General features: G+C 42.2%; 26 protein-coding genes. All 26 read left to right on the top strand.

Annotation, left to right across the window (positions count from 1 at the left end):
- Window positions 1–13 precede the first annotated feature (13 nt).
- The 26 genes from rplD (at window position 14) to rpsK (ending at window position 12,197) form a co-directional block, all read left to right on the top strand.
- Window positions 14–637 carry a 50S ribosomal protein L4 gene (gene rplD / locus FNL97_RS17165; protein ID WP_143416238.1) on the top strand — a complete coding sequence of 208 codons (624 nt, stop codon included), beginning with the start codon at window positions 14–16 and terminating at the stop codon, window positions 635–637.
- Entirely contained in the window at window positions 637–924 is a 288-nt protein-coding gene (gene rplW, locus FNL97_RS17160) for a 50S ribosomal protein L23 (protein ID WP_062677091.1), read from the top strand. The genes rplD and rplW overlap by 1 nt, the downstream gene beginning before the upstream one ends.
- A 26-nt stretch (window positions 925–950) precedes the next feature.
- Window positions 951–1,781: a 50S ribosomal protein L2 gene (gene rplB, locus FNL97_RS17155; RefSeq protein ID WP_062677092.1), complete on the top strand. Its 831-nt coding sequence runs from the start codon at window positions 951–953 to the stop codon at window positions 1,779–1,781.
- 57 nt (window positions 1,782–1,838) lie between these two features.
- A complete protein-coding gene (gene rpsS, locus FNL97_RS17150; RefSeq protein ID WP_003247570.1) occupies window positions 1,839–2,117 on the top strand; it encodes a 30S ribosomal protein S19 in 279 nt (92 codons plus the stop codon).
- A gap of 18 nt (window positions 2,118–2,135) precedes the next feature.
- Complete coding sequence (rplV, locus tag FNL97_RS17145) at window positions 2,136–2,477, top strand: 50S ribosomal protein L22 (RefSeq protein WP_012748888.1); 342 nt, start codon at window positions 2,136–2,138, stop codon at window positions 2,475–2,477.
- A gap of 3 nt (window positions 2,478–2,480) precedes the next feature.
- Window positions 2,481–3,137 (top strand): 30S ribosomal protein S3, encoded by a 657-nt coding sequence (gene rpsC / locus FNL97_RS17140; protein ID WP_012748889.1) that lies wholly within the window; start codon window positions 2,481–2,483, stop codon window positions 3,135–3,137.
- A 2-nt stretch (window positions 3,138–3,139) separates the two neighbouring features.
- On the top strand, window positions 3,140–3,574 hold the full coding sequence (gene rplP, locus FNL97_RS17135) for a 50S ribosomal protein L16 (RefSeq protein WP_062677093.1): 435 nt from the start codon (window positions 3,140–3,142) through the stop codon (window positions 3,572–3,574).
- Entirely contained in the window at window positions 3,564–3,770 is a 207-nt protein-coding gene (rpmC, locus tag FNL97_RS17130; RefSeq protein ID WP_062677094.1) for a 50S ribosomal protein L29, read from the top strand. Before rplP ends, rpmC begins: the two co-directional genes overlap by 11 nt.
- 23 nt (window positions 3,771–3,793) lie before the next feature.
- Window positions 3,794–4,057: a 30S ribosomal protein S17 gene (rpsQ, locus tag FNL97_RS17125; protein ID WP_003247581.1), complete on the top strand. Its 264-nt coding sequence runs from the start codon at window positions 3,794–3,796 to the stop codon at window positions 4,055–4,057.
- A 50-nt stretch (window positions 4,058–4,107) separates the two neighbouring features.
- Complete coding sequence (gene rplN, locus FNL97_RS17120) at window positions 4,108–4,476, top strand: 50S ribosomal protein L14 (RefSeq protein WP_003247583.1); 369 nt, start codon at window positions 4,108–4,110, stop codon at window positions 4,474–4,476.
- Between the two features lie 37 nt (window positions 4,477–4,513).
- Window positions 4,514–4,825, top strand: coding sequence for a 50S ribosomal protein L24 (gene rplX, locus FNL97_RS17115; RefSeq protein ID WP_062677095.1), 312 nt, complete (start codon window positions 4,514–4,516; stop codon window positions 4,823–4,825).
- Window positions 4,826–4,852: 27 nt separating this feature from the next.
- On the top strand, window positions 4,853–5,392 hold the full coding sequence (gene rplE, locus FNL97_RS17110; RefSeq protein ID WP_012748892.1) for a 50S ribosomal protein L5: 540 nt from the start codon (window positions 4,853–4,855) through the stop codon (window positions 5,390–5,392).
- A 34-nt stretch (window positions 5,393–5,426) separates the two neighbouring features.
- A complete protein-coding gene (locus FNL97_RS17105; protein WP_003247599.1) occupies window positions 5,427–5,612 on the top strand; it encodes a type Z 30S ribosomal protein S14 in 186 nt (61 codons plus the stop codon).
- A 32-nt stretch (window positions 5,613–5,644) separates the two neighbouring features.
- Window positions 5,645–6,043, top strand: coding sequence for a 30S ribosomal protein S8 (gene rpsH / locus FNL97_RS17100; RefSeq protein WP_012748893.1), 399 nt, complete (start codon window positions 5,645–5,647; stop codon window positions 6,041–6,043).
- 31 nt (window positions 6,044–6,074) lie between these two features.
- The gene (gene rplF / locus FNL97_RS17095) at window positions 6,075–6,611 is read left to right on the top strand and encodes a 50S ribosomal protein L6 (protein ID WP_062677096.1); all 537 of its coding nucleotides are present in this window, start codon (window positions 6,075–6,077) and stop codon (window positions 6,609–6,611) included.
- Window positions 6,612–6,643: 32 nt separating this feature from the next.
- Window positions 6,644–7,006 carry a 50S ribosomal protein L18 gene (gene rplR / locus FNL97_RS17090; protein ID WP_012748895.1) on the top strand — a complete coding sequence of 121 codons (363 nt, stop codon included), beginning with the start codon at window positions 6,644–6,646 and terminating at the stop codon, window positions 7,004–7,006.
- 19 nt (window positions 7,007–7,025) lie between these two features.
- The gene (gene rpsE / locus FNL97_RS17085) at window positions 7,026–7,526 is read left to right on the top strand and encodes a 30S ribosomal protein S5 (protein ID WP_012748896.1); all 501 of its coding nucleotides are present in this window, start codon (window positions 7,026–7,028) and stop codon (window positions 7,524–7,526) included.
- 13 nt (window positions 7,527–7,539) lie between these two features.
- Complete coding sequence (gene rpmD, locus FNL97_RS17080) at window positions 7,540–7,728, top strand: 50S ribosomal protein L30 (RefSeq protein ID WP_063166981.1); 189 nt, start codon at window positions 7,540–7,542, stop codon at window positions 7,726–7,728.
- Between the two features lie 23 nt (window positions 7,729–7,751).
- Window positions 7,752–8,192, top strand: coding sequence for a 50S ribosomal protein L15 (gene rplO / locus FNL97_RS17075; protein WP_012748898.1), 441 nt, complete (start codon window positions 7,752–7,754; stop codon window positions 8,190–8,192).
- The gene (secY, locus tag FNL97_RS17070; RefSeq protein WP_143416237.1) at window positions 8,192–9,484 is read left to right on the top strand and encodes a preprotein translocase subunit SecY; all 1,293 of its coding nucleotides are present in this window, start codon (window positions 8,192–8,194) and stop codon (window positions 9,482–9,484) included. The genes rplO and secY overlap by 1 nt, the downstream gene beginning before the upstream one ends.
- A gap of 47 nt (window positions 9,485–9,531) precedes the next feature.
- Entirely contained in the window at window positions 9,532–10,182 is a 651-nt protein-coding gene (locus FNL97_RS17065) for an adenylate kinase (protein ID WP_012748900.1), read from the top strand.
- Window positions 10,182–10,928 (top strand): type I methionyl aminopeptidase, encoded by a 747-nt coding sequence (gene map / locus FNL97_RS17060; protein ID WP_012748901.1) that lies wholly within the window; start codon window positions 10,182–10,184, stop codon window positions 10,926–10,928. The genes FNL97_RS17065 and map overlap by 1 nt, the downstream gene beginning before the upstream one ends.
- Before the next feature lie 103 nt (window positions 10,929–11,031).
- A complete protein-coding gene (gene infA / locus FNL97_RS17055) occupies window positions 11,032–11,250 on the top strand; it encodes a translation initiation factor IF-1 (RefSeq protein ID WP_003247618.1) in 219 nt (72 codons plus the stop codon).
- Window positions 11,251–11,282: 32 nt separating this feature from the next.
- Entirely contained in the window at window positions 11,283–11,396 is a 114-nt protein-coding gene (gene rpmJ / locus FNL97_RS17050; protein ID WP_003247619.1) for a 50S ribosomal protein L36, read from the top strand.
- Between the two features lie 20 nt (window positions 11,397–11,416).
- Window positions 11,417–11,782, top strand: a complete 366-nt coding sequence (rpsM, locus tag FNL97_RS17045) for a 30S ribosomal protein S13 (RefSeq protein ID WP_012748902.1) — start codon at window positions 11,417–11,419, stop codon at window positions 11,780–11,782.
- 25 nt (window positions 11,783–11,807) lie between these two features.
- A complete protein-coding gene (gene rpsK, locus FNL97_RS17040) occupies window positions 11,808–12,197 on the top strand; it encodes a 30S ribosomal protein S11 (RefSeq protein WP_003247621.1) in 390 nt (129 codons plus the stop codon).
- The last annotated feature ends 49 nt before the right edge of the window (window positions 12,198–12,246 follow it).

The raw sequence follows: 12,246 nt of genomic DNA, 5'->3' as shown, positions 1-12,246 counted from the left end.
GAGGAACTATCCAATGCCAAAAGTAGCATTGTATAACCAGAGCGGAGAAACAATCGGAGAAATCGAACTGAACGATTCCGTATTTGGCATTGAGCCAAATAAACATGTGTTATTTGAAGCGGTTATTATGCAACGTGCTTCTTTGCGTCAAGGAACGCACAAAACAAAAAATCGCGCTGAAGTAAGTGGCGGCGGCCGCAAACCATGGCGTCAAAAAGGTACAGGACGTGCTCGTCAAGGTTCTATTCGCGCTCCACAATGGCGTGGTGGTGGTACGGTATTTGGTCCTGTTCCGCGTAGCTACAGCTATAAGTTGCCGAAAAAAGTTCGTCGCTTAGCAATTAAGTCAGCGTTATCTTCTAAAGTTCTTGAAAACAACATTGTTGTTTTAGATAACTTAACATTAGAAGCTCCAAAAACAAAAGAAATGGTGAAAATCTTAAATAACCTTTCTGTTGATCGCAAAGCGTTAATTGTAACTGATGATGTGAACGAAAATCTCACATTATCCGTACGCAATATTCCTGGCGTTACCGTGGTTACAGCGAACGGCATTAACGTTCTTGATGTATTAAATCATGATAAACTTGTAATCACGAAAGCGGCCGTGGAGAAAGTAGAGGAGGTGCTTGCATAATGAAAGATCCTCGTGATATTATTAAGCGCCCCATCATCACGGAAAACACGATGAATTTAACGGCTCAAAAAAAATATACGTTTGAAGTAGATGTAAAAGCGAATAAAACAGAAGTGAAAGAAGCAGTAGAAAAAATTTTTGGTGTTAAAGTAGAAAAAGTAAACATCATGAACTATAAAGGAAAATTCAAACGCGTTGGTCGTTACAGCGGTTATACAAACCGTCGCCGCAAAGCGATTGTAACGTTAACGCCAGACAGCAAGGATATCCAATTGTTCGAAGTATAGTTTAAAAGCGAAGGAGGGAAACAAACATGGCGATTAAAAAATATAAACCGACGTCAAATGGTCGTCGTGGTATGACAGTTCTTGACTTCTCAGAAATCACAACAGATCAGCCGGAAAAATCGTTGCTTGCGCCATTAAAGAAAAAAGCTGGCCGCAACAACCAAGGAAAAATTACGGTACGTCATCAAGGTGGCGGTCATAAACGTCAATATCGTATTATTGACTTTAAACGTGATAAAGATGGAATTCCAGGCCGCGTTGCTACAATCGAGTATGATCCAAACCGTTCTGCAAACATTGCGTTAATTCACTATGCAGATGGTGAAAAACGTTATATCATTGCGCCGAAAAACCTAAAAGTAGGCATGGAAATTATGTCCGGACCAGATGCAGATATTAAAGTGGGTAACGCATTGCCGCTTGAAAATATTCCAGTTGGTACGTTTGTGCACAATATCGAACTAAAACCAGGAAAAGGTGGACAATTGGTCCGCGCTGCTGGTACATCTGCGCAAGTGCTTGGTAAAGAAGGAAAATACGTTATTGTTCGTCTTGCATCTGGCGAGGTCCGCATGATTTTAGGTGCTTGCCGTGCAACAGTTGGGGAAGTAGGCAATGAGCAGCATGAGCTTGTGAAGATCGGTAAGGCAGGTCGCGCTCGTTGGTTAGGTATTCGCCCGACAGTTCGCGGTTCGGTTATGAACCCTGTTGATCACCCACACGGTGGTGGTGAAGGTAAAGCACCAATCGGACGCAAATCTCCAATGACTCCTTGGGGTAAACCAACACTTGGCTTTAAAACACGAAAAAAGAAAAACAAATCGGATAAATTCATTATACGTCGTCGTAAAAAATAACGGGGTTGAACTACGGTTCTTAAGAACCGTAGAGCAATCACGAAGGGAGGTTCATTTATGGGTCGCAGCTTAAAAAAAGGTCCATTCTGTGATGAGCATTTAATGAAAAAAATCGAAAAATTAAATGAAACAGGACAAAAACAAGTGATTAAAACATGGTCTCGTCGTTCCACTATTTTCCCACAATTTGTTGGTCACACGATCGCCGTATACGATGGACGCAAACACGTACCGGTTTATATCACAGAAGATATGGTAGGACATAAACTTGGTGAGTTCGCACCAACACGTACGTTCAGAGGACACGCTGGCGACGATAAGAAAACAAAACGTTAATGAGAGGAGGTTCAACACATGCAAGCTAAAGCTGTTGCACGAACAGTCCGTATTGCTCCTCGTAAGGCACGTTTAGTGATTGACTTAATTCGAGGAAAAGAAGTTGGTGAGGCAGTCGCAATTCTTCGCCACACACCAAAAGCTGCTTCTCCGATTATTGAAAAAGTTTTAAAATCTGCAGTAGCAAACGCTGAACATAACTACGATATGGATGTCAACAAATTAGTGATTACGGAAGCATACGTTGACGAAGGACCAACATTGAAACGTTTCCGTCCGCGCGCAATGGGTCGTGCTAGCGCAATTAATAAACGCACAAGCCATATCACCATCGTTGTTTCAGAAAAGAAGGAGGGATAATCAGTGGGTCAAAAGGTGAATCCGGTCGGTCTCCGCATCGGCATTATTCGTGACTGGGACTCTAGATGGTACGCTGAAAAAGATTATGCGGACCTTTTACATGAGGATCTAAAAATCCGTGAGTATATTAATAAACGTTTACAAGACGCTGCAGTATCTCGCATTGAAATTGAACGTGCAGCAAACCGCGTTAACATTACGATTCACACAGCGAAACCAGGCATGGTGATCGGAAAAGGTGGTTCAGAAGTAGAGGCGCTTCGCAAGGCATTAACGCAATTAACTGGCAAACGTGTTCACATTAACATTGTTGAAATCAAAAAGCCAGATTTAGATGCGAAACTAGTTGCCGAAAACATTGCTCGCCAACTTGAAAACCGCGTTTCGTTCCGTCGTGCGCAAAAACAAGCGATTCAACGTGCAATGCGCGCAGGAGCAAAAGGGATTAAAACAATGGTATCCGGTCGTCTTGGCGGTGCGGATATCGCACGTTCTGAACATTACAGTGAAGGAACTGTTCCACTCCACACGCTTCGTGCTGACATCGATTATGCAACTGCAGAAGCAGATACAACATACGGAAAACTTGGTGTAAAAGTATGGATTTATCGTGGAGAGGTCCTTCCGACAAAAAAGAAAACTGAGGAAGGAGGAAAATAATTATGTTAATGCCAAAACGCGTAAAATATCGTCGTGAACATCGCGGACGCATGAAAGGGCGCGCAAAAGGCGGTACGGAAGTACATTTCGGTGAATACGGATTACAAGCGCTAGAATCTGCTTGGATCACAAACCGACAAATCGAGGCTGCTCGTCGTGCGATGACTCGTTATATGAAACGTGGCGGTAAAGTTTGGATTAAAATTTTCCCTTCTAAACCATATACAGCAAAACCATTGGAAGTACGGATGGGTTCCGGTAAAGGTGCTCCTGAAGGTTGGGTAGCTGTTGTAAAACCAGGTAAAGTGATGTTTGAAGTTGCCGGTGTTTCTGAGGAAGTAGCACGTGAAGCATTGCGTCTTGCTTCTCACAAACTTCCGATTAAATGCAAGTTTGTAAAACGTGAAGAAATTGGTGGTGAAGCAAATGAAAGCTAAAGAAATTCGTGAACTTACCACTGCCGAAATCGAACAAAAAATTAAAGCGTTAAAAGAAGAATTATTCAACCTTCGCTTCCAATTGGCAACAGGGCAATTAGAAAACACAGCACGCATCCGTCAAGTGCGTAAAGATATCGCACGTATGAAAACGATTATCCGCGAAAGAGAGATTGCTGCGAGCGCAAAAAAATAACCGTTTGAGAGGAGGTTTGCGACATGAGTGAGCGCAATCAACGCAAAGTGTACGTAGGCCGCGTTGTATCCGACAAAATGGATAAAACCATTACTGTTCTTGTTGAAACATACAAAAAACATCCGCTTTACGGCAAACGCGTGAAATATTCAAAAAAATATAAAGCGCATGATGAAAACAACATCGCAAAAGTCGGCGATATCGTAAAAATTATGGAGACTCGCCCGCTTTCTGCAACGAAGCGTTTCCGTTTAGTAGAAATCGTTGAAAAAGCAGTTATCGTTTAATCATTATCTATGTTCGGATCGTGATATAATTCCGAAAGGAGGTTTCGTCAATGATTCAACAAGAATCTCGTTTAAAAGTAGCTGATAACTCAGGCGCACGTGAAGTGCTTGTCATTAAAGTATTAGGCGGTTCTGGTCGCCGCTACGCAAACATTGGCGATGTGGTCGTTGCGACAGTTAAAGAAGCGACACCAGGTGGCGTTGTTAAAAAAGGTCAAGTAGTGAAAGCGGTAGTTGTTCGTACGAAACGTGGTGTTCGTCGCTCTGACGGTTCTTATATCCGCTTTGATGAAAATGCTTGCGTCATTATTCGTGATGATAAAAGCCCGCGTGGCACACGTATTTTCGGACCTGTTGCACGTGAATTACGTGACAAAGACTTTATGAAAATCATTTCTTTAGCTCCAGAAGTAATTTAACGGACAGGAAAAGCCTTTTAAGGAGGTGCGAACTGCGATGCATGTAAAAAAAGGTGATAAAGTACAAGTAATCTCCGGCAAAGATAAAGGAAAACAAGGCGTGATCCTTGCTTCATTTCCTAAGAAAAACCGTGTGATTGTTGAAGGTGTCAATATCGTTAAAAAACACGCAAAACCATCTCAAGCAAATCCACAAGGCGGTATTATCACAAAAGAGGCACCAATTCACGTATCTAAAGTAATGCCTTTAGATCCAAAAACGGGACTTCCAACACGTATTGGATATAAGATTGTAGATGGCAAAAAAGTACGTTATGCAAAAAGATCTGGTGAGATTTTAGATAAATAATTGTGATGTCAGAAAGGAGGTACTCTTATGAACCGCCTGAAAGAGAAGTATTTAAAAGAAGTGACTCCTGCTTTAATGAGCAAGTTCAACTATAAATCTATAATGCAAGTTCCAAAAATCGAAAAAATCGTCATCAACATGGGTGTTGGTGATGCGGTACAAAATCCAAAAGCACTTGATAGTGCTGTAGAAGAATTAACATTAATCGCTGGTCAAAAACCGGTTGTAACTCGTGCGAAAAAATCAATCGCTGGATTCCGTCTTCGCGCTGGAATGCCAATCGGTGCGAAAGTGACATTGCGTGGAGAACGCATGTATGATTTCTTAGACAAACTTATTTCTGTATCTCTTCCGCGTGTTCGTGATTTCCGTGGAGTATCGAAAAAGTCGTTTGATGGTCGCGGTAACTATACGTTAGGAATTAAAGAACAATTGATTTTCCCTGAAATTGATTACGATAAAGTAAATAAAGTTCGCGGTATGGATATCGTTATTGTTACTACAGCGAAAACGGACGAAGAGGCTCGTGAACTATTAACATTACTCGGTATGCCATTCCAAAAATAATGAATCCCATCTGTAAAATAAGGGAGGCGAAATCGTGGCTAAAAAATCAATGATCGCGAAACAAAAACGTACGCCAAAGTTTAAAGTAAGAGCGTACACCCGTTGCGAACGCTGCGGTCGTCCGCATTCGGTTTATCGCAAATTTAAACTTTGCCGTATTTGTTTCCGTGAATTAGCATACAAAGGTCAACTTCCAGGCATTAAAAAAGCAAGCTGGTAATAAACCCATGAATTGGGAAGGAGGTAAAACATATGGTGATGACAGATCCAATTGCAGATATGCTCACTCGCATTCGTAATGCGAATATGGTACGTCACGAGAAGCTCGAAGTGCCTGCTTCGAAAATGAAACGTGAAATCGCGGAAATTTTAAAACGCGAAGGATTTATTCGTGATGTTGAATACATTGAAGATAATAAGCAAGGCATTCTTCGTATTTTCTTAAAATACGGCCCAAATAACGAACGTGTAATTACCGGTTTGAAACGCATCAGCAAACCTGGTTTGCGCGTTTATGTTAAAGCCCATGAAGTGCCTCGCGTATTGAACGGTTTAGGGATTGCGATCCTTTCTACATCTCAAGGCATTTTAACAGATAAAGAAGCACGTCAAAAAGGAACTGGCGGCGAAGTAATCGCATACGTATGGTAATTCATTTTGCTAAGAATGGAGGTGTTTATGCATGTCACGTGTTGGTAAAAAGCCAATTGAAATTCCGTCTGGTGTAACAGTAACGGTTAACGGCAATACCGTTACAGTGAAAGGACCAAAAGGCGAATTGACTCGCACTTTTCATCCAGATATGACAATTAAAGTAGAAGATAATGTAATCACTGTTACTCGCCCGAGCGACGAAAAACGCCATCGTGCTCTTCATGGTACGACTCGCAGTTTGCTTGCAAACATGGTTGAAGGTGTATCAAAAGGTTACGAAAAAGCGCTTGAATTAGTCGGTGTCGGTTATCGTGCGGCGAAACAAGGTAAAAAACTTGTACTGAACGTCGGTTTTTCTCATCCAGTAGAAATTGAACCGGAAGAAGGATTAGAAATTGAAGTTCCTTCACAAACAAAAATCGTTGTAAAAGGTGCAGACAAACAACGTGTCGGCGAACTTGCCGCGAATATTCGCGCTGTGCGTCCACCTGAACCATATAAAGGCAAAGGTATTCGCTACGAAGGCGAAGTCGTACGTCTTAAAGAAGGTAAAACTGGCAAATAATGCAGCTTAGCGAAATGAAAGGAGTGACATAAATGATCACAAAAGTTGACCGTAACGCAGTTCGTAAAAAAAGACATGCGCGCGTTCGCAAAAAAATATTTGGAACTGCTGAACGTCCACGCTTAAATGTGTTCCGTTCTAATAAACACATTTATGCGCAAATTATTGATGATATGAAAGCAGTAACGATTGTCAGCGCTTCTACATTAGATAAAGAATTTGACTTAGAATCGACTGGAAATATCGAAGCAGCAAAAAAAGTTGGCGAATTAGTCGCAAAACGTGCGTTAGAAAAAGGAATTAAAAAGGTCGTTTTCGACCGCGGCGGATATTTATATCACGGACGTGTAAAAGCACTTGCTGATGCTGCTCGCGAAGCTGGCTTAGAATTCTAATTATAAAGGAGGGACAATGATGCGTCGTATCGATCCAAATAAACTTGAACTTGAAGAGCGCGTAGTAGCGGTGAACCGTGTTGCAAAGGTAGTAAAAGGTGGACGTCGTTTACGCTTTTCCGCATTAGTGGTGGTCGGCGATAAAAACGGTCATGTCGGTTTTGGCACAGGAAAAGCACAAGAAGTTCCTGATGCGATCCGCAAAGCGATTGAAGATGCGAAGAAAAATTTAATTGAAGTACCGATTGTTGGAACAACGATTCCTCATGAAGTGATCGGTCATTTTGGAGCAGGGAAAATCATTTTGAAACCTGCATCCGAAGGTACAGGGGTTATCGCTGGTGGCCCAGCTCGTGCTGTATTAGAGTTAGCGGGTATTAGCGACATTTTATCCAAATCTATCGGTTCGAACACGCCAATTAACATGGTGCGCGCTACTGTTGACGGGTTAAAACAATTAAAACGTGCAGAAGATGTAGCGAGATTGCGCGGTAAAACAGTTGAGGAACTGTTAGGATAAGGAGGGAAATACAATGGCAAAAAAATTGGCGATTACCCTCACTCGCAGCGTCATCGGTCGTCCAGAAGATCAACGGATCACAGTGAAAACGTTAGGTTTACGCAAAATGCACCAAACCGTCGTTCATAATGATAATCCTGCGATTCGCGGGATGATTAACAAAGTCGCTCACCTTGTCAAAGTAAAAGAAATTGAAGAATAATGATCATAAGGAGGTGCTTCGCGATGAAACTTCATGAATTACAACCAGCACCAGGTTCCCGCAAAGAACGCACTCGCGTGGGCCGTGGTATCGGTTCTGGTAAAGGTAAAACGTCTGGTAGAGGTCAAAAAGGTCAAAATGCACGCTCTGGCGGTGGGGTACGCCTTGGTTTTGAAGGTGGTCAAACTCCTTTATTCCGTCGTCTTCCAAAACGCGGTTTTACCAACATTAATCGCAAAGAATATGCGATCGTCAACCTTGATAAGTTAAATCGCTTTGAAGACGGTACAGAAGTAACGCCTGAATTGCTGCTTGAAACTGGCGTAATCAGCAAATTGAAATCAGGTGTGAAAATTTTAGGAAAAGGCCAAATCGAGAAAAAGTTAACGGTAAAAGCTCATAAATTCTCTGCTTCTGCGAAAGAAGCGATTGAAGCTGCTGGCGGTAAAACTGAGGTGATTTAATGTTTCGGACAATCTCCAACTTTATGCGCGTCGGTGATATAAGAAAAAAAATTATTTTTACTCTTCTCATGCTCGTCGTGTTCCGAATTGGGACATTTATTCCTGTGCCGAATGTGAATGCGGATGTATTAAAAGTGCAAGACCAAATGAACGCTTTCGGTGTTCTGAACATATTCGGCGGCGGAGCATTACAAAACTTTTCCATTTTTGCGATGGGCGTCATGCCGTATATTACAGCATCCATCATCGTGCAGCTTTTGCAGATGGATGTTGTTCCTAAATTTACGGAGTGGTCGAAGCAAGGTGAGGTTGGACGACGTAAATTAGCTCAGTTTACCCGCTATTTTACGGTCGTTTTAGGTTTTATTCAGGCGCTCGGAATGTCATACGGTTTTAATAACTTGGCTTCAGGAGCGCTCATTAAAAATCCTGGAATACCGACATACCTGTTAATTGCAACGGTGTTAACAGCCGGAACTGCATTTCTAATGTGGCTTGGAGAACAAATTACTGCTAAAGGTGTTGGAAACGGCATTTCGATCATTATTTTTGCCGGGATTGTCTCCGGTATCCCTGCCGTGTTAAACCAAATTTATGCTCAACAATTTGAAAACGTCGGCGAAGATTTGTTCTTACGAATTGTTACGCTTCTGCTTGTTGCGTTAGCGGTAGTTGTTGTTATCGTTGGCGTTATTTACATTCAACAAGCATTCCGGAAAATTCCGATTCAATACGCAAAACGACTGGAAGGACGCAGCCCAGTTGGCGGGCATTCTACTCACTTGCCGCTGAAAGTAAATCCGGCGGGAGTGATTCCGGTTATTTTTGCTGTGTCGTTTCTTGTTGCTCCACCGACAATTGCATCGTTTTTTGGTTCGAATGATGTAACATTGTGGATTCGGAAAACATTTGATTATACACAACCAGTTGGCATGGTTATTTACGTCCTATTAATTATTGCGTTTACGTATTTCTATGCATTTGTCCAAGTTAATCCGGAACAGATGGCGGACAATTTGAAAAAACAAGGTGGTTACATCCCAGGAATACGTCCAGGAAAGAATACGCAGGAATATGTGACGAAAATTCTTTACCGGCTTACTTTCGTCGGTTCGCTATTTTTAGCGGCTATTGCAATTCTTCCTGTTTTCTTTGTGGAATTTGCTAAATTGCCGCCTTCCGCTCAAATCGGTGGAACAAGTTTGCTCATTGTTGTCGGTGTTGCGCTTGAGACAATGAAACAACTTGAAAGTCAGCTTGTAAAACGTCACTATCGTGGTTTTATTAAATAAAGAGGTCAAGGGTACCCTAACCTCTATAGAGCTGAGGGGGAGCGAGGATGAATTTAGTACTAATGGGATTGCCTGGCGCTGGGAAAGGTACTCAAGCGGAGAAAATTGTTGAAACATATGGGATTCCGCATATTTCGACTGGCGACATGTTTCGTGCTGCCATTAAAGAAGGGACGCCATTAGGACTGCAAGCGAAAGAGTATATGGACCGCGGCGATCTAGTTCCTGATGAAGTGACGATTGGGATCGTTCGCGAGCGTTTAAGCAAAGATGACTGCCAAAAAGGGTTTTTGCTAGATGGGTTTCCGCGGACCGTTGCTCAAGCGGAAGCATTAGAAAACATTCTAGCGGAATTAAATCGTTCGATCGACTATGTCATCCATATTCAAGTCGACAAAGATATTTTAATGGAGCGGTTAACTGGAAGAAGAATTTGTAAAAACTGTGGTGCAACGTACCACCTCGTGTTTAACCCACCAGCAAAGTCTGGTGTTTGTGACAAATGTGGCGGTGAACTGTACCAACGTGCAGATGACAATGAGGAAACGGTGGCAAACCGTCTCGAAGTCAATATAAAACAAACGCAGCCATTGCTTGAGTTTTATGAAAAGAAAGGGTATTTACGCCACATTAACGGACAGCAAGACATTGAAAAAGTATTTGCGGACATTCGTGAACTTCTTGGGGGATTACAATAATGATTATTTGCAAAACTCCGCGTGAAATTGAAATCATGCGTGAGGCAGGAAAAATTGTTGCTTTGACTCGCCAAGAGTTAGAAAAACATATTCGTCCTGGAATTACGACAAAAGAGTTGGATGCGATTGCTGAAGCAGTTATACGGAAACATGGGGCAATTCCTTCGTTTAAAGGATACAACGGATTCCCTGGCAGCATTTGCGCTTCGGTAAATGAAGAACTCGTTCACGGTATTCCTGGTGACCGGGTGTTAAAAGAAGGCGATATTATTAGCATTGATGTCGGGGCCCAATATAATGGTTATCATGCCGACTCTGCATGGACGTATCCTGTTGGGGAAATTGCGGAAGAAACGAAAAAACTTCTTGAAGTAACGGAAAAATCCTTATATATAGGATTAGAAGAAGCAAAACCAGGTGCCCGTTTGTCTAATATTTCCCATGCTATACAAACGTACGTCGAATCCCATCATTTTTCGATTGTCCGCGAGTATGTTGGGCACGGAATTGGTCAAAACTTACATGAAGACCCACAAATACCGCATTATGGTCCGCCAAATAAAGGGCCACGTTTGAAACCAGGAATGACGCTATGTATTGAACCGATGGTAAATGCGGGAAGCCGTTATGTTAAAACACTTGCCGATAACTGGACGGTCGTTACAGTAGATGGAAAGATGTGTGCTCATTTTGAGCATACGATTGCCATTACAGAAAATGGCTATGAAATTTTAACAACTCTCTAATATAATCATGATGGAACTGGTCGTGTAGCAATTCGTAGATATAGTATGCGTTCGGTTTTTTCCTAACACTATGTTACTCATTCGAAGGAGGGAGAGCCGTTCGATGGCTAAAGACGATGTAATTGAAGTGGAAGGCACCGTTGTCGAAACATTGCCCAATGCCATGTTCCGTGTAGAATTAGAAAACGGTCATACGGTATTGGCACACGTTTCTGGCAAAATTCGCATGCACTTCATTCGAATTTTACCAGGAGATAAAGTTACGGTAGAATTATCTCCGTATGATTTGACTCGCGGTCGGATCACGTACCGCTATAAATAAAGGACTCCGCATCAACAAGGAGGTTAAAGGACATGAAAGTAAGACCATCTGTAAAACCTATTTGCGAAAAATGCAAAGTTATTCGTAGACGTGGCAAAGTTATGGTAATTTGCGAAAATCCAAAACATAAACAAAGACAAGGGTAATCTTTAAGGAGGTGTATAGTATGGCACGTATTGCAGGTGTAGATATTCCTCGTGACAAACGTGTAGTCATTTCGTTAACATATATCTACGGAATCGGTAAATCTACTGCTAAAAAAATCTTAGCGGAGGCTGGCGTTTCCGAAGATACACGCGTTCGTGATTTGACAGAAGAAGAATTAGGAAGAATTCGTGAAATCGTTGGTCGTTTGAAAGTAGAAGGAGATCTTCGTCGCGAAGTATCGCTAAATATCAAACGCTTAATCGAAATCGGATGCTATCGCGGTATTCGTCATCGTCGCGGCTTGCCAGTTCGCGGTCAAAATACGAAAAACAATGCTCGTACACGTAAAGGTCCACGCCGTACAGTAGCAAACAAGAAAAAATAATTAAGCAAAGGAGGTAATTCCACGAATGGCACGTAAAACAAATACACGCAAACGCCGTGTAAGAAAAAATATTGAGACTGGTATTGCGCATATCCGTTCAACATTTAACAATACGATCGTAACAATTACTGACGTTCACGGTAACACGATTGCTTGGTCAAGTGCTGGAGCATTAGGTTTTAAAGGCTCTCGTAAATCGACGCCGTTTGCGGCACAAATGGCAGCAGAAGCAGCTGCAAAAGCCTCCATGGAACATGGAATGAAAACAGTAGAAGTAAATGTAAAAGGCCCTGGTGCTGGTCGTGAGGCAGCGATTCGTGCATTACAAGCAGCTGGATTAGAAATTACAGCAATTAAAGACGTAACTCCTATACCGCACAATGGATGCCGTCCGCCAAAACGTCGCCGTGTGTAATACCCCTGTATAGAATTTGTATCCTTGTCAATAATGGGATATGATAAGT

It is taken from the genome of Geobacillus sp. E263 (genome assembly GCF_007197795.1).
In the GTDB taxonomy this organism is placed as follows: domain Bacteria; phylum Bacillota; class Bacilli; order Bacillales; family Anoxybacillaceae; genus Parageobacillus_B; species Parageobacillus_B toebii.
This window is presented reverse-complemented; position numbering and strand designations above follow the sequence as displayed.